This is a genomic window from Streptomyces sp. RPA4-2 (assembly GCF_012273515.2).
Taxonomy (GTDB): domain Bacteria; phylum Actinomycetota; class Actinomycetes; order Streptomycetales; family Streptomycetaceae; genus Streptomyces; species Streptomyces kaempferi.
This window is the reverse complement of record NZ_CP050975.2, coordinates 23,957-44,807: the sequence shown is the minus strand read 5'-3', so window position 1 is coordinate 44,807 and position 20,851 is coordinate 23,957. Positions and strand designations below refer to the sequence as shown.

General features: G+C 67.6%; 17 protein-coding genes. 14 read left to right on the top strand and 3 right to left on the bottom strand.

The annotated features are described in order from the left end of the window. Positions 1 to 164 precede the first annotated feature (164 nt). Both HEP85_RS00210 and HEP85_RS00205 read left to right on the top strand, forming a co-directional pair. Entirely contained in the window at positions 165 to 1,595 is a 1,431-nt protein-coding gene (locus HEP85_RS00210) for an NAD(P)/FAD-dependent oxidoreductase (RefSeq protein WP_168525032.1), read from the top strand. A gap of 683 nt (positions 1,596 to 2,278) precedes the next feature. Further along, on the top strand, positions 2,279 to 3,103 hold the full coding sequence (locus HEP85_RS00205) for a helix-turn-helix transcriptional regulator (protein ID WP_248001729.1): 825 nt from the start codon (positions 2,279 to 2,281) through the stop codon (positions 3,101 to 3,103). Between the two features lie 231 nt (positions 3,104 to 3,334). On the opposite strand, the gene HEP85_RS00200 is transcribed toward HEP85_RS00205, so the two are convergent. Further along, on the bottom strand, positions 3,335 to 3,808 hold the full coding sequence (locus HEP85_RS00200) for a MarR family winged helix-turn-helix transcriptional regulator (RefSeq protein WP_211117748.1): 474 nt from the start codon (positions 3,806 to 3,808) through the stop codon (positions 3,335 to 3,337). A 318-nt stretch (positions 3,809 to 4,126) separates the two neighbouring features. Here HEP85_RS00200 and HEP85_RS00195 point away from each other — a divergent pair, with 318 nt between their 5' ends. The 4 genes from HEP85_RS00195 to HEP85_RS00180 all read left to right on the top strand — a co-directional run bounded on the left by HEP85_RS00195 (position 4,127) and on the right by HEP85_RS00180 (position 7,300). Next, positions 4,127 to 4,750 (top strand): DUF6431 domain-containing protein, encoded by a 624-nt coding sequence (locus tag HEP85_RS00195; RefSeq protein ID WP_329528532.1) that lies wholly within the window; start codon positions 4,127 to 4,129, stop codon positions 4,748 to 4,750. A gap of 104 nt (positions 4,751 to 4,854) precedes the next feature. Beyond that, positions 4,855 to 6,213, top strand: a complete 1,359-nt coding sequence (locus HEP85_RS00190; RefSeq protein ID WP_168525027.1) for a DDE-type integrase/transposase/recombinase — start codon at positions 4,855 to 4,857, stop codon at positions 6,211 to 6,213. Continuing rightward, a complete protein-coding gene (locus HEP85_RS00185; protein WP_168525025.1) occupies positions 6,210 to 6,488 on the top strand; it encodes a hypothetical protein in 279 nt (92 codons plus the stop codon). The genes HEP85_RS00190 and HEP85_RS00185 overlap by 4 nt, the downstream gene beginning before the upstream one ends. Then, positions 6,485 to 7,300 (top strand): ExeA family protein, encoded by an 816-nt coding sequence (locus HEP85_RS00180; RefSeq protein WP_168525023.1) that lies wholly within the window; start codon positions 6,485 to 6,487, stop codon positions 7,298 to 7,300. The genes HEP85_RS00185 and HEP85_RS00180 overlap by 4 nt, the downstream gene beginning before the upstream one ends. 38 nt (positions 7,301 to 7,338) lie before the next feature. Here HEP85_RS00180 and HEP85_RS00175 read toward each other — a convergent pair whose 3' ends face one another. Then, positions 7,339 to 7,746 (bottom strand): ankyrin repeat domain-containing protein, encoded by a 408-nt coding sequence (locus HEP85_RS00175; RefSeq protein WP_211117744.1) that lies wholly within the window; start codon positions 7,744 to 7,746, stop codon positions 7,339 to 7,341. A 491-nt stretch (positions 7,747 to 8,237) separates the two neighbouring features. Between HEP85_RS00175 and HEP85_RS00170 the strand changes: the two genes are divergently transcribed. From HEP85_RS00170 to msrB, 4 genes are all read left to right on the top strand, one after another. Further along, a complete protein-coding gene (locus tag HEP85_RS00170; RefSeq protein ID WP_168525021.1) occupies positions 8,238 to 9,200 on the top strand; it encodes an alpha/beta hydrolase in 963 nt (320 codons plus the stop codon). A gap of 1,292 nt (positions 9,201 to 10,492) precedes the next feature. After that, complete coding sequence (locus HEP85_RS00165) at positions 10,493 to 13,270, top strand: LuxR family transcriptional regulator (RefSeq protein ID WP_168525019.1); 2,778 nt, start codon at positions 10,493 to 10,495, stop codon at positions 13,268 to 13,270. A 525-nt stretch (positions 13,271 to 13,795) separates the two neighbouring features. Beyond that, positions 13,796 to 14,218: an SsgA family sporulation/cell division regulator gene (locus tag HEP85_RS00160; RefSeq protein WP_168525017.1), complete on the top strand. Its 423-nt coding sequence runs from the start codon at positions 13,796 to 13,798 to the stop codon at positions 14,216 to 14,218. A gap of 424 nt (positions 14,219 to 14,642) precedes the next feature. Continuing rightward, positions 14,643 to 15,050: a peptide-methionine (R)-S-oxide reductase MsrB gene (gene msrB, locus HEP85_RS00155; RefSeq protein WP_168525015.1), complete on the top strand. Its 408-nt coding sequence runs from the start codon at positions 14,643 to 14,645 to the stop codon at positions 15,048 to 15,050. 176 nt (positions 15,051 to 15,226) lie between these two features. Here the strand turns inward: msrB and HEP85_RS00150 are convergent, their stop codons facing one another. Then, the gene (locus tag HEP85_RS00150; protein ID WP_248001728.1) at positions 15,227 to 15,961 is read right to left on the bottom strand and encodes an alpha/beta hydrolase; all 735 of its coding nucleotides are present in this window, start codon (positions 15,959 to 15,961) and stop codon (positions 15,227 to 15,229) included. A gap of 791 nt (positions 15,962 to 16,752) precedes the next feature. Between HEP85_RS00150 and HEP85_RS00145 the strand changes: the two genes are divergently transcribed. From HEP85_RS00145 to HEP85_RS00130, 4 genes are all read left to right on the top strand, one after another. Continuing rightward, positions 16,753 to 17,433 carry an RNA polymerase sigma factor gene (locus HEP85_RS00145; protein WP_248001727.1) on the top strand — a complete coding sequence of 227 codons (681 nt, stop codon included), beginning with the start codon at positions 16,753 to 16,755 and terminating at the stop codon, positions 17,431 to 17,433. Then, positions 17,430 to 18,521 carry a CU044_5270 family protein gene (locus tag HEP85_RS00140; RefSeq protein ID WP_168525011.1) on the top strand — a complete coding sequence of 364 codons (1,092 nt, stop codon included), beginning with the start codon at positions 17,430 to 17,432 and terminating at the stop codon, positions 18,519 to 18,521. Before HEP85_RS00145 ends, HEP85_RS00140 begins: the two co-directional genes overlap by 4 nt. 315 nt (positions 18,522 to 18,836) lie before the next feature. Then, positions 18,837 to 19,814 (top strand): ABC transporter ATP-binding protein, encoded by a 978-nt coding sequence (locus HEP85_RS00135; protein ID WP_369658094.1) that lies wholly within the window; start codon positions 18,837 to 18,839, stop codon positions 19,812 to 19,814. Beyond that, positions 19,811 to 20,830, top strand: a complete 1,020-nt coding sequence (locus HEP85_RS00130; protein ID WP_168525010.1) for an ABC transporter — start codon at positions 19,811 to 19,813, stop codon at positions 20,828 to 20,830. The genes HEP85_RS00135 and HEP85_RS00130 overlap by 4 nt, the downstream gene beginning before the upstream one ends. Positions 20,831 to 20,851 lie beyond the last annotated feature (21 nt).

Genomic DNA, 20,851 nt, shown 5'->3' with positions numbered 1-20,851 from the left:
TGCCGTCCGCCGCCCCCTTGTGCGCTCCCCTAATTACTCCGTTGCGACAACCGTCGGGGCGGAGTGCACGGCGCACGAACCTCAGTAGACGACAGCATTCGGGCCGCCCGAAATCCTGGCCCAATCGGCCCGCCTAATCCCCCCACACCCAGTACGGAGTATTGATGAGCGAGACCACTCGCACTTACGACGTGATCGTCATCGGCGCAGGGCCGGTCGGTGAGAACGTAGCCGAACGGGCTCGCGCCGCAGGGCTGAGCACTGTGATCGTGGAGCGTGAACTGCTCGGCGGTGAGTGCTCGTTCTGGGCCTGTGACCCCAGCAAGGCGCTGCTGCGCCCGGTGGTGGCGCGCGCCGACGCGCGCCGAGTGCCCGGCCTTGGTCAAGCGGTCGCCGGGCCACTGGACGTCGAGGCGGTTCTCGCGCACCGCGACAAGATGTCCTCCTATTGGAAGGACGAGGACCAGGTCGACTGGCTGGACTCGGTCTCCGTCGATCTGATCCGTGGCCACGGCCGCCTTGACGGGCCCCGTAAGGTACATGTGCAGACGTCCGACGGTGAGACCGTCGCCCTCACGGCGCGGCACGCCGTGGCTGTCTCCACCGGCACCAGTGCGGCTCTGCCCAGCATCCCCGGCCTGGACACCGTTCGCCCCTGGACCAGCCGTGAGGCAACCAGCTCCGACAAGGTCCCCGGACGTCTGGCCGTGGTCGGCGGGGGAGTGGTGGCCGTGGAGATGGCCACCGCCTGGCAGGCGCTCGGCTCTCAGGTGACCATGCTGGTTCTCGACGACGGACTGCTGCAGCGCATGGAGCCGTTCGCGGGAGAACTGGTGACCGACGGACTGCGGGAAGCCGGCGTCGACATCCGATTCGGCACCTCTGTGGCCTCCCTGGCACGCGAGGGCGGCGAGGTCCAGATCACCCTGGCCGACGGCGGACATCTGGCGGCGGACGAGATCCTGCTGGCCACCGGCCGCACTCCGAACACCTGGAACCTGGGACTGGAGACGATCGGTCTCACCCCGGGTGACTGGCTGAAGGTGGACGACAGCTTCCTCGTGACCGACATCGCCGACGGCTGGTTCTACGCCGTCGGCGATGTCAACCACCGCGCCCTGATGACTCACCAGGGCAAGTACCAGGCCCGGATCGCAGGCACCGTCATCGCCGCCCGCGCGGGCGGCGAGCGGGTCGACGACACCCGGTGGGGTGCGCACGCGGCCACCGCTGACCACGCCGCCGTCCCCCAGGTGGTCTTTACCCACCCGGAAGTCGCCGCTGTCGGCCTGACCACCCGCGAGGCAGAGCAGAGCGGGCGGCGGATCAAGGTGGTGGACTACGACCTCGCACACGTCGCGGGCGCCCACCAGTACGCCGAGGGATACCGCGGGCAGGCCCGCATGCTCATCGATCTGGACCGTGGCACCGTGGCCGGAGTGACCTTCGCCGGCCCCGGTGTAGGAGAACTGCTGCACTCGGCCACCATCGCCGTCGCGGGCGAAGTCCCGATTGACCGGCTCTGGCACGCCGTACCCGCCTTCCCCACGCTCAGCGAGATCTGGCTCAGGCTGCTGGAGACCCACCGAGGCTGAAGGCAGGAGGCGCCTGGCACCGGACCGGTGGCACAGCCTTCCGGCGGTTCGCCGAACGGCCGCTGTCTCCCTCGATGCCGGCGGACCCGGCGGGGAAGCACTCCGGACGATTGCGTCCGTCTGCGTCTGAGGCGCATCCGCCGCAACCGGCTCTGGTGGACGACCACTTGCCGTAGAGCGGACAGCGCGAGTCCGCGTCGTCTGCGGCGTTGGCCGGCGCACGGACCAGGAGTACTGGATGGTCCCTGCGCCCTGCCGACGACGCGGCGAAGCGGAAACGCCGCACGGGCATGTCTCCCACGTCGAACGGAGGTTGGCCTCCCGCACCGGCCTTGAGGACGGCGTCGAAGTGAATGGGGTTCGGCTCCGTCACTCTCGAGTACGCGAGTTCCTACAGGACGAAGCAGGTGTCGGAAGTGAGCAGGGCCCCTTGGCGATGCGCCAGGGTCGGTTCGGTTCGGCGTGACCCGAAGAACGGCATGACGGAAGGATCACCTCGGGCTGTCATGGTCTACCGCATACATTTCACAGTTCAGGACCTGGCCCGCACACGCGTAGCGTGCGAGGCGATGCCACTGCATGAGCTGGAACTTGCAGCCAGAGCCCTGCAGAGCCGAAGCCGGCCCGTCCAACTCGGGGTCTGGCGGGATCGGGCGCGCACCAGGCTGTCAGCCCAGGCTCGCATGGCACTCAGTCTCATGCCTGCTGTGGGGTCTTCACCAGGTTTTCTCAGCCCCGCCAAAGCCGGCACTGTCGGAGAACTCTTGGAGCACGTGCGCAACACGCCTCGTGAACACATCAAGAGGGATCTGCTCCAAATGGCACGTCATCACCCTTCCCTCCCCGAGTGGTCCGGTCGCCTGGTGGACGATGCGGCCCTGTTTGCTGAACTCTGCACAGGGCTACGCCATCTCCACTCCTGTTTGCTTGCCCCGTACTGGGATCAGTTCACGCAACTACTGACGGCTGATCGAACTCTGCGCATGCAGCAACTTGTCGCCGGCGGCTTCGAGGAGCTGCTGGAGCAGGCCAACCCTCGATGGATGAGATGGAAGCCACCCGTCCTGGAGATTCAGATGATGAGCGACGTCGATCGCGACCTGTATCTGGAAGGACAGGGCCTCGTACTTGTTCCCTCAATGTTCTCCACGCGCGCCGTCGTCACTCAGGGGCACCATCCTGCTGTGAGCTACCCCGTCTTCCAGGATCAGCGCATCACTCTTGGGCCCGTCGTCAGCGAATCCACGGATGACAAGGCCGACTACGACCGTGTGTCACCACTGCTGGGGCGCACGCGCGCCCTGGTACTGGTCACTATCGCCGAGCATGAAGACTGCACGACAAAGGAACTGGCCACGCTTGCTGGTATTGCACCTGCGAGCGCGAGTGAGCACGCGACTGTTCTTCGTGGCGCGGGGCTGGTCCGTTCGCTCCGGCATCGGAATTTCGTACTGCACGGCCTCACTCCTCTTGGCCTGGCACTGCTCAACAACTCGGAGCGGGGATGAGGTCCTCGCGCGCGTGGCCGTTTCGTGCCGACTGTGACGTGAGGCCGTGGCGTTCTGCCGATGGAGGTGCCCGGGGTTCGTCGTCCGTCGGCGGCTGACCGGCGCCGTCGACGTTGCGGAGCGGCACGCGTACCCAGCCGCGGCCGCGCTCTGATCGATCGCCGCCTGCATCTGCCGGCCTCATCGACGAGGTCTCGGTTCCTGGACCGAGATGTGTCCACCCGTAAAGGGTTACTGGCTTGCGGTGACGCTCTCTGTCAGGTGCTCCAGGAGGGATTTAACCTGTCCGACCTCCGACGGGGTGAGGCCCGCAGCCTGCCCGATAGCGGCGGGGATGACGCGAGCACGCTCGCGCAGTTCAGCACCTTGCTCGGTCAGGCTGATCAGCACCGAACGCTCGTCGCTGGCCTGTCGTTCGTGCCGGACCAGTCCGTGGGTCTGCAGGCGCTTCAACAGCGGCGTCAAGGTGCCGTAGTCGAGTTGCAGGAGCTTGCCCAGGGTTCTGATGGGCAGCGCACTGTGTTCCCACAGCACCAGCATCACCAGGTACTGAGGGTAGGTCAGGTTGAACTCTTCCAGCAGGGGGCGATAGCGATTGGTGAGTGCCCGTTGCGCTGCGTACAGGGCGAAGCACATCTGGTCGTCCAGGAGCAGACTGACTTCGTCCTCTCCCGGTGTCGGATCCTTCGCGCCGGTCTCATTCATCGCAACTCCTCTCTGCATGCTGATCGCGCACTAGACATTACCTCCAAAATCTCCACGGGTAACATTATATTGCGCACACTTGAAATGCGCGCTTGTGATCTTTCGTAGGTCCAACACGGATGATCATCAGTGAACTCCTGCGCGTCGCGGCGGACAACGGGATGCAGGGCACCGTAGGAGGGTGCGGCACCGGCCTTGGCGGCAGCGACGTAGCTCCTCGAGTGTTGGACGACTCTCTGTATGAGTACGAAGGCGGGGGTTGGCGACACTCACGGTGGACATGAGTGTCGATCTTGTTGGGCAGTCTGATCTTGCTTCGTGCACGACGACACGGTGTGCACGAGGTGGAGGTGCGGAGTGCTCATCGTCGACGCCGATGTCGTACGCGTGGAACGCCAGCTGCGGGCGGGTGAGTTGGCCTGTCCGTTCTGCGGGGCGGTCCTCGCGCCGTGGGGGCATGGCCGGCCGCGGGAAGTACGCGGTGATCTCGGGGCCCGTTTCTTCGTACGTCCTCGCCGGTCGCGGTGTTCGGGCTGCCAGGTCACGCATGTGCTGCTGCCGGAGGCGATCTGGCCGCGTCGGGCGGATGCGGCAGAGGTGATCGGGGCCGGGCTGGAGATAGCGGCCCTGGGGATGGGGCACCGCCAGGTGGCCGCGCATCTGGGCCTGGCCGAGGGCACGGTCCGCGGCTGGATCCGCCGCTTCAGGGGCCGGGCCGAGGATGTTCGCCGGTACTTCACCGTTGCCCTGGTCGCGCTCGCCGATGACCCCGTGATGCCCGATCCGTCCGGGACTGCGCTGGCGGACGCCGTCTCGGCGGTCGCGGCCGCGCATCGGGCGGCCGCGATGAAGTGGTCTGAGATGCACACGGTGTCGCGGTGGGAGTTCGCCGGCCGGGCGATAACGGGACGCGTTCTGACCTGTCCTCTTCCTGCTAGTTGATCAACACGGGCCGCCCCTGGGCGGCGATCGGAGGTGCCGGAAGTCTTGATCGTGTCCGTCCGCGAGGAGACGGAGACGGTTCGAGATACGAGGTGAGGCCGCGCATGGCATCGAGTGAGGACGAGGACCGCCGTCGGGCGGAGAAGGCCCGGCAGGTCGGTCTGTTCCGCTATGCCCTGATCCAGGACCTGCTCGACCCTGCCCTGACGACCCGTGAACGCGGCCGTCTGGCACGGGAGTTGGCGCAGGAGGAACATACGGATCCGTTCGGCCGGCAGGTGAAGGTGTCCCGGGGCACGATCGACCGGTGGACGCGGGACTACCGGGGCGGCGGGTTCGCCGCGCTGGTTCCCGAGCCGCGCAAGGCGGTTCCCCGGACGCCGCCGGAGGTGCTGGAGTTGGCGGCCGCGCTGAAGCGGGAGAACCCTGGTCGGACGGCCGCGCAGATCCAGCGGATCCTGCGGACCACGCAGGGCTGGTCGCCGACCGAGCGCACGCTGCAGCGGCACTTCGTCAACGCCGGGCTGACCGGCACCGGCGGAGGCGAGAGGAGCGTGTTCGGCCGGTTCGAGGCGACCCGCGGCAACGAGTTGTGGACGGGGGACGCCCTGCACGGGCCGAAGATCGGCGGTCGCAACACGTACTTGTTCGCGTTCATCGACGACCATTCCCGGGCGATCGTGGGGCACCGGTTCGGGTTCGCCGAGGACACCGTCCGCCTCGCGGCCGCGCTGCGGCCGGCGCTGTCGGCCCGCGGCGTCCCCGAGTCGATCTATGTCGACAATGGGTCCGCGTTCGTGGACACGTGGCTGCTGCGGGCCTGCGCGTCCTTGGCGATCCGGCTGACGCACTCCCGCCCGGGACGGCCACAGGGCCGGGGCAAAATCGAACGGTTCTTCCGCACCGTCCGTGACCAGTTCCTCGTCGAGCTGGACGACAGGAGAGTCGGTGAGATCACGCATCTCACCGAGCTGAACAGGCTGTTCACCGCGTGGGTGGAGACGGTCTATCACCGCGCGGTGCACTCGGAGACCGGGCAGCCGCCGATCGAACGCTGGCTTTCTTCGATTCCCAAGCCGCTGCCCCTGCCGTCCACGGCGGACCTGCGGGAGGCGTTCTTGTGGTCGGAGTTCCGCACCGTGACGAAGACCGCGACGGTCAGCCTGCACGGCAACTCCTACGAGGTCGACCCGATGCTGAGCGGGGCGAGGGTCGAGCTGGTCTTCGACCCGTTCGACTTGACCGACATCGAGGTGAGGGCCTCCGGCAAGGCCCTGGGCAAGGCGGTCCCGCACCACGTCGGCCGCCATGCCCACCCCAAGGCGAGCCCGGAGACACCGGCCGAGCCAGCGCCGTCGACCGGGATCGACTACCTCAAGATCCTCGACGAGGCGCACACCGCGAACACCGCCAAGGGCATCAACTACTCGTCTCTGATGGACGATTCACGGGGCCGGCAGTGAAGCCGACCAGGGCTGCAGAGCTGTACTTCGACCCCGAACCCGACCTGTTCATGCTCACGCCCCGCGAGCTGGCCGACCGGGCCTTGACCCTGGCGGAGGTCTGCTGCCGCCGGGCCGAACAGGATGCCGACCCGCTCGACACTCCCGCCGTCCGCACCGCTTTCCGCGCGGTCCGTCTCGCCGTCCGGCTCGCCCATCGGGTCGCGGCCGACGAATCAGCCGAACCGGCCACCGCTCAGGCGGAGTTCTGCCCCTGCCCCAGGAGGATTCCTTGATCGACCGCGTCCAGGGCTACTACGGATTCACCCGCGTCCCCTTCGGCAGGGACCTGGCCCCCTCGATGCTCCACCAGCACAACTCCCACCGGGAAGCCGCGGCCCGCATCGCCTGGTGCATCAACAACAAGGCGATCGGCGTGGTCACCGGCGAGGTCGGTGCGGGCAAGACCGTCGCCCTCAAGGGCGCCGTCGCCTCACTGGATCCGGCCCGCTTCACCGTGATCTACCAGCCCAACCCGGAGGTCGGCATGCGCGGCCTCTACGACCGCATCGTCACCAGCCTGGGCGGCACCCCGAAATACCAGTCCGCCGCTCTCGCAGCCCAGGCGTCCGCCGCGCTGGCCGCCGAGGTCGACGAGCGCGGCCGCACCCCCGCAGTCGTGATCGACGAGTCCCACCTCCTGGACCACCATGAGCTGGACGCGATCCGCATGCTCACGAACTACGAGATGGACTCCACGACGCCGTTCGCGGTGTTGCTGATCGGCCAGCCCACACTGCGGAAGCGGATGAAACACGGCGTCCTGGCAGCTCTGGACCAGCGGATCTCGATCAGCTACCAGATGCCCACCATGAACAAGGAGGAGACCTCCAGCTACATCAAGCACCATCTGACGATCGCCGGCCGCTCGGACCCGCTGTTCTCCGACGACGCCGTCGACCTGATCCACCTCACCAGCCGCGGCCTGCCCCGCTCGGTCAACAACATCGCCCTGCAGTCCCTCATCGCCGCGTTCGCCGACGAGAAGAGCATCGTCGACGAGTCCTCCACCCGCCTCGCCATCACTGAGACACACGCGACAGAGTGACGACCAAGGCCGGGCAGGGTCGCACAAGGCGGCCCCGCCTACCAGTTCACATGCCTCGCGACGTCATAGTTCGCGATCCGCTCCGCCAGCTGTCGCGGACTGACTCCATGCGCGTTCGCCCGATCCGGGTCGGCGACCGCTTCTCGCAGCACATCGAGCACGGCCGGATCACCCTGGTAGTTGAACACCGCCCGCCACAGCGGCGTGTTTCCCTGCACGTCCACGGCATCCACAACGGCATGGCCGGCGAGCAGCTCGATGGCAATGTCAGCCCTCTGAGCCTGCGCGGCGAAGTGCAGTGGAGTCCACCCAGCCGAGTCACCAGCACATACGTCCGCCCCCGAGCCGATCGCAGCCCGAACACCAGCCAGATCACCCGACGCCGCGGCATAGTGCAACGCTGACCGGCCCAGCCGGTCCACCCCACCGCCCTCACGCTCACTCATGACCAACATGATCCCCCACCACGGGAACACCTCATCGAGCGGCGCATTCCAGCAGAGGCGCCCTTCCCGAGAGGGTTTTCCAGCAGCCACGTGATCACCGAGACGCCCGCGACACCGCGTGGATGAAGCCGACACCGTGTTCACGACGACCCCGGCGGCCTGACGGCCGCCGGGGTCGTTTCCTCTCGTCCCGTCGACAATCCCAACGTCACCTTGGTGCACATCTTCAGCGTCGCTCAACACTCGAGGCGTCACCAGAAGAAAAGGGTGGCGAGGCCGTGGCATCGAGATCGGTGATTTCGGCGCCCAGGAGCGTAGCTCGGAAGCCGAGATCCACAGTCACATTACCGATGCGTCGACACTGCCACCGGAGTTGGATCAGATGCAGCTTTTGTATGAAGCAGCGGCCTTGGGATCAACGGCGGACGCGGTTTGACGGCGTTCAATGCCCGAGTTCTCCCACGAGCCATCCCCCCACCAAGGAGTGTGTGATGCCTGACCGTGTCGCTTCTGACGAACCGGTTCTCGAACCGGTGGTCCGGGACTTCGCTGCGGCGACCGCTGTCACGCCGTTCCTGGCGATGGGCCGTAAGGCTCTGGAGGAGGTGCAGGCCGGAGAGATCCACAAGCCCGAGGTGGATGACAAGTGGGTCGCGGTCTCTGGTGGGCCGAAGGGCAGTGTGGCGGTGCGCATCGTGCGCCCGAAGGGGGTCGCCGGGCCGATGCCCGCGATCTTGTACGTCCATGGCGGCGGCTGGGTCTTCGGCAGTACGCACACGCACGACCGGCTGGTACGTGAGCTGGCGGTGGGCGCGCACGCCGCCGTGGTCTTCCCCGAATACACGCTGTCCCCGGAGGCGCGCTACCCCCTCGCACTGGAGGAGTGTCATGCCGTGGCCCGATGGGTGACGAACAGGGGCGCCGACCACGGCATCGACCAGACGCGGCTGGCCGTCGCCGGTGACTCGGTGGGCGGCAACATCAGTGCTGCCCTGACCTTGCTGGCCAAGGAGCGCGGGGACACCTCGTTCATCCAGCAGGTGCTGTTCTATCCCGTCACCGATGCGAGCTTCGACACCCGTTCCTACCATCAGTTCGCCGAAAGCGGCGCTCTGCGCCGCGATGTCATGCAGTGGTTCTGGGACCAGTACACGACCAGCGAAGGGCAACGCGCGGAGATTACGGCCAGTCCCCTGCGAGCCACCGCGCGGCAGCTTGCCGGCCTGCCTCCGGCGCTGGTCATCACCGCGGAGGCTGACGTTGTGAGGGACGAAGGTGAGGCCTACGCGGACAGGCTGCGCGCTGCCGGAGTGGTGGTGACCGTGACTCGCTATGGCGGGGCCACACACGACTTCGTCATGCTCGACGCGCTCTCGTCGACGCAGGCGGCCCGCGGGGCGATCGCCCAGGCCGTCGCCGCACTGCGGCAGGTGTTCGGCACCGACCCCGTCTGACCCTGCTGGTCCATGGCGTCCGCCACAGGCAGTCGCAACGTGCGGTGAAACAGGGATTGCCGCGGCCACTTCTGCGGATCAGCCCGCTTCGGGGCACCTGCTCGACTCGCGTGCACGAGGCCGGCGGAGGCGCGCTCGCGATGTCGCAAGAAGTGGCCTCGCAACCTGTACCGCGTGGCGGAGTACCGCTGGTCTGGCAGGTCCGCGTGTGATCGACATGCAGCCGGAGTCGCGCCAACCCGGGACCGGCCCGTCTGACTACGGCTCGAACTTCACGAGGCGGAGCCCCCAGGGGCCGGCCGGCTGAGAGCGGCCCGCTCAGCCGAAGCGTCCGGCCCGGCCGGGGGGCCTGCGGCGATGGTGCCGGCCGGACGGGCACGCCGCGTGCCGCGACGAGATGCCGCCGGAGACACGCGCGGCACACGGATTCGACCGTCAGCAGCGCGTGGACCTTGCCTCGAGCCTGCGGTGCTGCGCGTACGGCTCGTCTTGTCGGTGCGGGGGCTTGAAGCTCCCCTCCCTGTGTTCTGTTCGGCCGCGTGAAGCGTTCGCCAATTGTTGATCAAGGATAGATCCAGCCGAGTGCCATCAAGAGCTGATCCGGTCGCAAGGCATAATTCTCTTCGAAATTGCGTCAGCGTACCGTCCTTGACGGCTTATTCGGCGCTCGCCGAATTACCTGTCTCGCCGCGTCGCTGACCATGTACTGTTCTGGCGTAAACAAGATTATTTACCAGTACAAAGATTGGCCGTTCCCGCCATGCCCCCAGTTTCCGACGCGTAGGCAGTCGTCGACCGTGACGTCGCTGAGCGGGCGATCGGCCTGGACGTCCTGGCAGACCAGAGCGATCGCGGTCGTGATCCCTGCCCCGTGAGCCGCCAGGGAGCCTGCGATCACCGCTGTCATCGACCTCGACCTGGACGGGTCTCGGCCGGGATGTGCGCCGGCGGCCCGGTGACGACGCCGATGACCGCGCTCTTCCTCACGGACGGGCGTGCTCGCCGTGACACGTTTCCACGGAGCTCGTAGCCGCCGACAGCCCAACCCGTCGACCACGGTCCCGGCTGCCTCACGGGTCACCGTGGGGGCTCGCACATGCTCGTGCATCCGTGGGAGCCCGCGCGCGGAGGCGCCGGACGGCAGGACTGGCACCCACTCCGGCCGTTCGCCGTCGACAGCCTGGACCTCGAGCCGCCCTGCGCTCAGCGGCTGCACTCAGCCCGCGACACCGCATGGGATGAGGTCGGCGCCCCCACCTCCTCCGGCCTGTACACAGAAAAGGAAGTAAGTAGTGATCGGTAGTGACTCCTCCTGCGGTGCGGCCGGCGCTCTCATCGGCCGGGACCGCGACCTGCAGCGGATCCGTGGCCTTGTGGGCGTCGGAGCCGGCGGTGGAGCCCTGCTGGTGTCGGGAGAGGCGGGGGTAGGAAAGACGGCCGTGCTGGATGCCCTGGCTGAGGTGGCTCACGCGGAGGGAATTCGAGTTCTGCGCGCTGCCGGTGTGGAGTTCGAGGCGAACTGCAGCTACTCGGGACTCAACCAGGTCCTTTTTCCCTTCCAGCGTGAGCTGGGCGAGCTGGAAGCGCCCTTCCGGGACGCCCTGCGCGTCGCGCTCGGCTTCGAAAGCGGATCACCGCCGGAAAGGCTGATGGTCTCCAACGCAGTGCTGCTCCTGCTTCGGACGGTTGCGGCCGGTGCCCCGCTCCTGCTGGTCGTCGACGACCTTCCCTGGCTCGATCAGTCGAGCGCGGCGGTACTGGGCTTCGTCGCACGCCGGGCGGCCGGCATCGGCGTGAGCTTTCTCGCCGCATCGCGTTCTGGATCTCGAAGTCTGGACGAATGCGGTGCCCTTCCCGAGTTCCGGCTGCAGCCCCTGGACGAGGAGTCGGCGGCACACCTGGTCACCACCAGGTCCCCGGACCTCGTGCCCAGCGCTCGCCGGCGCCTGCTGACCGTGGCGTGCGGCAACCCCCTGGCTCTGCTGGAACTGCCGTCCGCACTGCCCACGGCACCGGGGCTGGCCCCGAATGAAGTACCCGGCGTACTGCCGCTCGGCCAGCGCCTGGAAACCGTCTTCGGCTCCCGGGTCACCGATTTGCCACACCCCTCACAGCGTCTCCTGCTGCTTGCCGCACTGGAAGGTGTCGGCGATCTCGGAGTGCTGCAGGCGGCCGCGCGGCAGGCCAACGACGGATACGACCTCGAGGACCTGGCGCCTGCCGAGCGTGACGAGCTGGTGTACATGGACGAAGGCACTCGGCGGCTGAGGTTCCGTCACCCCCTCATTCGCTCGGCGCTGGTGGAGAACTCCACCAGCGGCGAACGGCGTGCGGTGCACTCGGCCCTCGCCCAGGTTCTGGTGGATCAACCCGAACGCAGGGCGTGGCACCTGGGCGAGGCGACCCTGGAACCGGACGAGAACGTGGCCGTCCTGATGGAACACGCTGCGCGGATCACGCTGCGTCGCGGTGACGCCGTAGGAGGAATGCGGACGCTGATCCGGGCTGCCGACCTCACGCCGCCCGGCCCCGATCGCAGCCGCCGGCTCGCCAAGGCGGCCTACATCGGCGCCGAGTCCACCGGAGCGCTGCCCAGTGCCCGAAGACTCCTGGACGACGCCAGGCATACGGCCACGGAACCGATGAGCTCCCTGCATTCGGCAGCGGCCGCTGCCGTTCTCATCCTGAACGGCGACAGCGAGGTCGACACGGCCCACACTCTCCTGGTCGACGCGATCGAAGCCGGAACACACGGATACGATGCCGAGAACAAGGAGCTCGTCGACATTCTGCACACGCTTGCCCTCGTGTGTTTCTTCGGCGCCCGGCACGACCTGTGGCAGGCCTACTACCAGGCGCTGGAGAAGCTGACGCCCAAGGTGCCGTCAATCCTGTCTGTGCTGGGCAAGACGTTCTCCGATCCGGCCCGCACCGGGGTTGCAGCCTCGGAGGAACTCGACGGGCTCGTCGCGGAGCTGGCCGATATGGCCGATCCCGTCCAGATCCAGCGGACCGGTTCTGCGGTCCTCTACGTCGACCGGATAGGAGACGTCCGCGAAGCGCAGTGGCGGATGGTGCGTATGGGACGCGAGGGCGGCCCCGCCCGCCGATACCTCGCAGGGCTGATCCACCTCTGTCTGGACGACTACCTCACCGGGATGTGGGACGAAGCGTCCCAACTGGCCGCTGAGGGAATCGAGTTGTGCGAGACCCACGGCTACACCGCCTTCGCCTGGTACTTCCTGTACGCCCAGGCGCTCCTTGCCGCCGCACGTGGGGAAGCCGACCAAGCGGATGCGACGGCCGAGGAGATCATCCACTGGGCGACGCGCCGGAAGGCGTTCTGTGCTGTGCACTACGCCCATCATGCGGCGGCTGTGGCAGCCCTGGGCCGCGGTGACTTCGCAGACGCATACGAGCACGCCAACGCGATCAGCCCCGCCGGGAAGCTCGCCTCGCACGCTCCCCATGCCCTCTGGGTGACGATGGACATGGTCGAGGCTGCCGTCCGGACCAACCGGCATACGGAGGCCACCGCCCATGTACGCGCGATGCGGGAGGCGGGCGTGGACAGGATCTCCTCACGGCACGCCCTGCTGACGGAGGCCTCGGCTGCCCTCAGCGCTACCGACGACGACGAGGCTCTCGAACTGTTCGCGAGAGCCCTGGCAGTTCCAGGCGCTGAACGGTGGACCTTCGACTTTGCGCGCGTCCAGTTGGCCTATGGCGCACGGCTGAGGCGTGTCAGGGCAACTACGGAATCGAGGGGACCGCTTGGCGCCGCACTGTCCGCCTTCAAGCATCTCGGGGCCCGGCCATGGACGGAACGTGCCGAGACGGAACTGCGAGCCGCCGGCGGGAGCAAGCGACGTCCGGGCACACCGAAGGCGCACACGCTCACTCCCCAGGAACTGGAAATAGCCCGGCTGGCAGCCTCTGGCCTGACCAACAAACAGATAGCGGAGCGCCTGTTCCTCTCCCATCGAACCGTCGGCGCCCACCTCTACCAGATCTACCCGAAACTGGGCATAACCTCGCGCGCCATGCTGCGGGACTCCCTTGGAACCTGACCCCGGCAGAGAACCGACCGTAGGCGCGCGCTCGGGCCCGCCGTCCCGCGCAGGGCGTCGGACATGAGGTGCTGCATGGATCCGCGATGGTCACACACAAGCGCGTCCCCGCTCGGTGGGAGAGCTAGCGTGTCCCCGCGGGCCTTGGCCGGGCCGAAGGGCGCCACTGGCAGGCGTTCACTCGCGCTGTTTCTGTAGAGCCGCGCCGGCGCCTGCCGCCGGTGGAGCGGCCGTGCCGGCCGGGTCGAAACCGACTCCGAGCTACCGCGGCCACCTCCAGGAGCTGCAGCTCCTCAGCCTCCCCGGGCTATGAGTGCCGGGCCATCTGCCCGTACCGGTCGCCCCCTGTCATTTCCCCCATGCCGCCCGTCGTTCCCCTCCCTACGTAGGGCACGGTTTTGGTCAGGTTACTGATGCCCCGGAGGTGACTGAGAGACAAGATCGAAGAGTTCCCACAGTTCGAAAGGGCTCTCCATGCCTCACCAACAACCAGGTTTCTCAGCTCGTAGGCAACCTGCGTACCGCATGCGCTCGTTGCGCTTGCCTGTCGCCAGGATTCTTTGGCCATCGATCCGTGTTCCGCTCGAGGCCGAGTTCCACTACACCGAGGTGGATCCCCTCGTCGTGTCGGTGGAACTGCACATACCGGAGGGCCCCGTTGTCCGTTGGGCGGTCTCGCGCGACCTGCTCTTCGACGGCACCGAGGAACCAAGCGGTATGGGGGACGTGCGGCTGTGGCCTTCGGTCGTCCGCGGGCGCCGGGTGGTATTCATGAGGCTCGAGGTGCAGGGAACGGCATGTCTCTTCGAGATGGATCCGGGGCAACTGCAGGAATGGTTGGTGGAGACTTTCCAGCTGGTCCATCCAGGAACGGAGTTCGAACAGGTTGACTGGGACGCCACCGTGGCGGCCCTTATGGAAGAGGGCGAGCAACCCCGCAGCATCTGAGGGCTCGGGCCGGCCGCTTCCGGGCGAAGACCAGCCCCAGGGGACAGGCCATGCCCACACCGGGGGCACGCGGCCAGCTTCTTTCGTAGCGCACCCCGGGCCACGGCCGACGAGGCACCTCCCCGGGTGAAGGATGCGCTCACACGTGCGTTGTAAGGCGGGCACGGCCCCGCCTCCATGGCGAGGCGTCAGAAGACCGTCGGCCGGGTCGACGGGACCGCCGGCCGGAACCCGAGTTTGCCTCTCGGGTTCCGCCGCGCCTGCGGACACCCCCCGCCGCTGCTGGTCGACGAGCGTGACCGAGCGCACGCCGTGAGGGCGGAAGCGCTCCTGGTCGACTGGAGGGCCGCAAGGCCACGCGCCGCGATGCGACCGCCCTTGCCCACGCTATTACCCGTTGAAGTCAGTTATGAGGTTGAGCTTCATGTCGTATGAAATCGAAAAGACGGACGAGCAGTGGCGCGCCGAGCTGCTTCCCGCCGAGTACCAGGTCCTGCGCCGCGCTGCCACGGAGATGCCCTTCACAGGCGAGTACACCGACAGCAAGACGGGAGGCGTCTACTCCTGCCGTGCCTGTGGTGCTGAACTCTTCACCTCGGAAGAAAAGTTCGACTCCGGCTGTGGCTGGCCCTCCTTCTTTGACCCGAAGGACACCGCCGCAGTCGAACTGGTTGAAGACCGGTCGTATGGCGAGGCGCAGACCGAGGTCCGCTGTGCCCGCTGCGGATCGCATCTAGGACACGTATTTGAGGGTGAGGGATTTCCCACCCCGACCGATCAGCGATACTGCATCAACAGCATCTCACTGCATCTGAGGCCCGACGAGAACTGACATTGGACGGGCGCCTTCTCGCCGACCGGTCCGGATCACAGGGGCAGGCTTCTCACCCGCACACGCCGCGGCTCCGGCCTGTCTGCGAGCGGGCCGCGCGTCGCAATCCCGGTCGATCCAACTCGTGCTTCGGACGCGCCATCCCAGTGCGAGGCGCAGGCCCTGGCTTCGGGCCCTCAGACGGAAGACGACCGCCGGTCGCGTATCGAGAAGGCGAGTTCATCCCTGAGGACACGGGCCAGCTCCGCCGGCTGCGACAGGAAGGGAGAGTGTCCGGAGCGCAGTCTCACGGTCCGCTCGGCGCGCGCGGCCATGGCCTCCTGGAGCGGAAGCGGGATGGCCATGTCCTCCTCGCACAGGATGTAGGTGCTGGGCACCGTACGCCAAGCGGCCTGGGTGAGGGGCTGGGTGACGGAGGCCAGCGACTGGCGGCCGAGCCTGGCGACGGACTCCTGCGCCAGGTGCGGCTCCACATCGCCGTACAGGGCCTTCAAGGGCTCGGCCGCCTCGAAGTAGCCGCGGTCCGTACCCTCCTGGGGCTGCTCGTGCACGTCCCAGTAGGGCGGATGAACGCCACCCACCAAGGAGAGGACCGAATCACCGACGTCCTGCATCAGGGCACTGAGGTAGATGACACGGTGCACGGTGGCGACTGTTGCGGCGGCTTCGGTCACAGGGCATCCGCCATAGGAATGCCCGACCACCACGGTCGGTCTGCCGATGGCGGCAACGCGCTCGGCCACCGCGGCCGCATCGTCGTAGAGGTCACCCAGAACCGCCGGGTCCTGCCCGCTGCTGGGGAGGGCAACCGTCCGTACATCGAGATCGGGGAGATGGTCGATGAGAGGCTGCCAACACCAGGTGCCGTGCCAGGCACCGTGCACCAGTACAAGCGTCGGAAATGTGCTCACGTGATTCGTCTTTCTGGGGCTGAGCGGTGGTTTGGCGTGGGGTATCAGCGGTCCCTCGCCCCCTTGCGATCCGGAGATCGGCGTGCCAAGCCGCACGGCACACCATACGTCGCTCCTCGAGCCGTCATCGCATCGCATTCTGTCGCCCATTCGACGGCGGTTGATTGTCGGAGACGGTTGCTGCTGCTTCCACAGCACTGGCCTCGGCGTCGGCGAGGGAATGACTGCTGCTGGAATGAGATCCTTTCAGGTACGGAAGGGGCATCTGCGGGGCAGCGAGGCTTTGCTGAGCGGGACACCCCGGTTCCCCGCGTGGCCACAGGAACCGCCGATCATTACTGACGGTGAGATGTGGGCCGCGGTAACCGGGTCGAATTACTGAGGAGAATCCGCGTTTCTCTTTCGGGATCCAAGTCATCTGGCAGATGTCGGACGGTGCTGTGACCACATGGGTTCGATGGGCGGAAGACCGTCCCCGCCCGCTCAGGCCCTCACGCCGACGAGGTCGTCGTTCAGACGGCCGTCACCCGCCCGGCCAAGCCCGGCCAGTCCTTCACCCGCCGGTCGATCCGCAAACTCGCCACCCACCTGCGCCGCAGACATCGACGCCCCATCCGCAACAGCCATGACGCGTCACAACGGGCGTTGAGGAGTGATCACGCCTCGTGGGGTCGAGCCCCAAGCGGGAGACCGGAACGGGCCGTTGACGATCACGGACCCCACCCGTCTGTGATGTGGATCACGGGAACCCGGGGCGGGCGGTTCGACAGATAGAGAAGGTGAGCACCAACATGCGTACCCGGGCACGGGCCGGCGATCCGAGCGCGTTCGCCGAGCTGTACGACAGCCATGCCCGCGCGGTCTACAACCACGCCTTCCGCCTCGCGCCCGACTGGTCCGCCGCGGAGGACGTGATGGCCGAGACCTTCATGGAGGCCTGGCGGCTGCGCGACCGGATCGAGGCCGAGGGCGGCTCCCTGCGCCCGTGGCTACTGGGCGTGGCGACCAATGTCGCCCGCGGCCACTACCGCAGCAACCGGCGTTACCGGGCCGCGGCGAACGCCGCCGCGGAGGCCGAGACGGCCCTGCCCGACCACGCCGACGAAGTCACGGGCCGGCTCGACGACCGACGGCGCCTCGCCGCGGCGCTGCACGCGCTTGCCGCACTGCGCCGACCCGAACGTGAGGTCCTGACGCTGTGCCTGTGGGAGGGGCTGGAGTACACGGCCGCGGCCGAGGCACTTCGCATCCCCGTCGGAACGGTCCGCTCGCGCCTCTCCCGTGCCCGCACGAAGCTGCGCAAACTCACCGAGGCCGAACTCGCCGGCAGGCCCGCCACGACTCCGGTCCCGTACGCCGAAAGACACTCGGAAAAACTCGTGCGGCGAAACCGGGAACCCGGTCGGCCGGATCGACAGACAAGAGGAACACACACCACCTTGATCCGGTCCGTATCGGAGGGAAACCAGTGAAAGCGACCCGGTCCCGGCAAACCCCGGCCGAGTGGGAAGAGAGCGCCCCTCTCCTTCCCCAGACTGCGCGCGATCTCCCGACAGGCCGTCACCAATTCCACAAGGAACGCCTGATGGCCCACATTCAGCGGGCCGAAAGCACCACGACCACCGCCCCCGCCCGGCCGAAGACCCGCGGGTTGCGACTGCCGCGCCCGGCATTCGTACTGCCCGTGCTAGCGCTGGCCGTAGCCGGCACAGTCGTCGCCGGGACCGTACTCAACGGTGGCGGGTCGCGCTCCGGCGGCGTCGCCACCGGACCCGCCCTGACCACCCTCGTCGGCGCCACCACCACCAAGGGCCTGCCGCAACTGCTCGACCAGGCCTCGACGGCGGCCGGCAGGGAAACCCACCCCACGGTCAAGCCGGGCCAGTACGTCTACATCGAGTCCAAGACGGCCAACACCTTCGTGAGGACCGTCGACAACAAGAGCAGCCTGGCCAGCTACGCCCTGCACCAGCGCCAGATCTGGCAGTCCCCCGACGGCACCAAGGGCTGGCTGATCGACCCCACCGTCAACAGGGACTCGAAGGGCGAGACGCTGAGCTTGCCCGACGAGCAGGGCAACACTCCGAAGGCCGGCGTGGGTCACCCGTCATACGACTTCCTGGCCCGCCTGACCACCGACCCCGACAAACTGCTGAAGCTGATCTACAAGGAGACCAAGGGGCAGGGCAACACCCCCGACCAGCAGGCATTCACCACGATCGGCGACCTGCTCACCGAGAGTTACCCGCCCGCGGAGCTCTATTCGGCTCTGTTCAAGGCCGCCGCGAAGATCCCCGGCGTGGTCCTGGTGAACGACGCTCAGGACGCGGTCGGCCGTTCGGGAGTCGCGGTGGCGAGACTGGACGAGACCAGCGGTGCACGCGCGGAATGGATCTTCGACAAGAAGACCCACGTCTTCCTCGGTGACCGCACCGTGCAGGTGAAGAAGGTCTTCGAGTACGGGGTCGCGGTGAAGCCCGGCACCGTCCGCTACACCAGCGCAATCACCAAGCGCACGATTGTCGACGGCATGAAGCAGGCCCCCTCGCACAACAGCTGACCCCTGGCGCCGGGGGACCGGCTGCCCGACGCCGCCATGCCCGCCGAGACTGAGCGCTCACCCGAACACCGCTCAAAGCCCATAGGGACCTTGAACGCGAAGGTCCGGCCGCGGCCCGGCCCGGGCACCCTCACCCGCCGGTCACCGGCCCGCCCCCGGCGGGTGCAGCTCCCTGCTGCGCGGGGAGCCGGAGGCGTGGACGACGCGCGCCCGCGAGGCGGCCAGGACATGGTCGCGACGGTCCTGGAGGAGCGATGGCCGCCGGCACAACGAAAGTCCAGAAACGAGGAACCAGTGAGTGACGCTACCAATGCCATGCACGGCGGAGACCCGGTGCGGGAGCCGGCGATAGAAGCGAACGGGGTGGGCCGGAAATATCGCCGGGGCTGGGCCCTGCGGGACTGCTCGTTCCGACTGCCGGCCGGCCGAATCTGCGGCCTGGTGGGGCCCAACGGGGCGGGAAAGACAACGCTGATGGCGATCGCCGCCAATCTGCTGCAGCCGACGGACGGCGCCCTCAAGGTGTTCGGCGCAATGCCGGAATCCGTGGAGGCCGGACGGCGTACCGCGTTCCTCGCCCAGGAGAAGCCACTGTTCCGCCGCTTCACCGTGGCCGAGACACTGCGCATGGGCCGCGAGCTGAACCCCGGCTGGGACCAGCGCGCCGCCGAGAACATCGTCCGCGCGGGCAATGTGCCCATGGAAGCGAAGATCGGCACCCTCTCCGGCGGGCAGCGCACCCGGGTCGCCTTCGCCCTCGCCTTCGGCAAGAGCCCCGACCTGCTGATGCTCGACGAACCGATGTCCGACCTCGACCCGCTGGTACGCCACGAGCTCATGACCACGCTGATGGCCGAGGCTGCCCAACACGGCACCACCGTGCTGATGTCCTCCCACATGCTCAGCGAGCTGGAGAACGTCTGCGACTTCCTCCTCGTCATGTCCACGGGCGGACTGCGCCTGGCCGGTGACGTCGACGAACTCCGCAACGCCCACCTGCTGTTGCACGGCACCCGGAGCGACGAGGACAACAGCCAGGACCACGCCCACGGCCTCCCGGCGGAGCTCACCGCGCACACCCTCGTCGAATACCGCACCAGCGGACATCAGGCCACCGCCCTCATCCGCCCCAACGGCCCGGTCACCGGCCACTGGCAGGCCGACACCCCGAACCTGGAGGAACTCCTGCTCTCCTACCTGCGCCGCCCCGACGCGCCACCGCTGATCACCCCCCAAGCCCAGGCCCCAGGCCGGACCTACGGCCCCAACGGCTCGCGGACGGTGGCGGCATGAGCAACCTGACCAAAACCTCCACCACCAACAGGTCCGCCAGACCCAACGGGCCCACTACGTCCCCCGCGGCCACCCGCAGCCCCCGGCTCAGCGGCATGAACTGGCTCATCTGGCGCCAGCACCGGGCCGGCTTCTGGACCCTCCTCGCCCTCACGGCCCTCTCCGCGGCAGGGCTCATCTATCAGCGCACCGACCTGATGAACCAGCTCACCACCCACGGCTGGCCCGACTCGTCACCCGACAAGTGGCTCCCAGCCGTACACCCCCAGCGGTTCCAACTCGTGAGCTACGGCCTCGGCTTCGTCCCCATCGTGCTCGGCGTCTTCCTCGGCGCCCCGCTGCTCGCCGGCGACCTGGAGAACGGCACCGCAAAACTCGTCGCGTCGCAGTCCGTCACCCCAAGCCGCTGGCTGGCCACCAAACTCGGAATCAGCGCCCTGGTGGTCATCCTCTGCACGGCGGCGCTCTCCATCGCGTTCGGCCGGTGGTGGGGGCCGGTCAAGTACGAGCCCACAGTCCTGGGGTGGAGCGATGGCACCGCGTTCGACAACACCGGCCCCGTTCCCGTCGCGCTCGCACTCTTCACCGTCGTGGGCGGTGTGGCGATCGGCATGCTCCTGCGCCGAACCCTGATCTCGATGGTCGTCACCTTCGCCTTCGCCGTCGTCGTCCAGGTGGTCTGGCACTTTCAGCGCTTGAACCTCGGCCACGTCGTCACGATCACCACCCACAAGGGAATCGGCCCCACCACATCCCCGCAGCTACCGGAAGCCGCCCTGGAGATCGACACGTCGATGATCTCGGGCTCCGGGCAGACCTACGGCTGGGGCACCTGTGCACACGAGGCGTCGGAGAAGGTCTGTGCTGAGAAGTTCGACCTCGTGGGCTGGTCGGTGGACTACCTGCCGATCTCGCAGATGAGCGGCATGCAGTGGTTCGGCGCCTCGATCCTCTTCATCCTGACCGCAGCCATCACGGTGTTCATATTCATCCGGGGCCGCAAGCGCATCGTCTGACGCCCACGAGCCGCCCCCCCC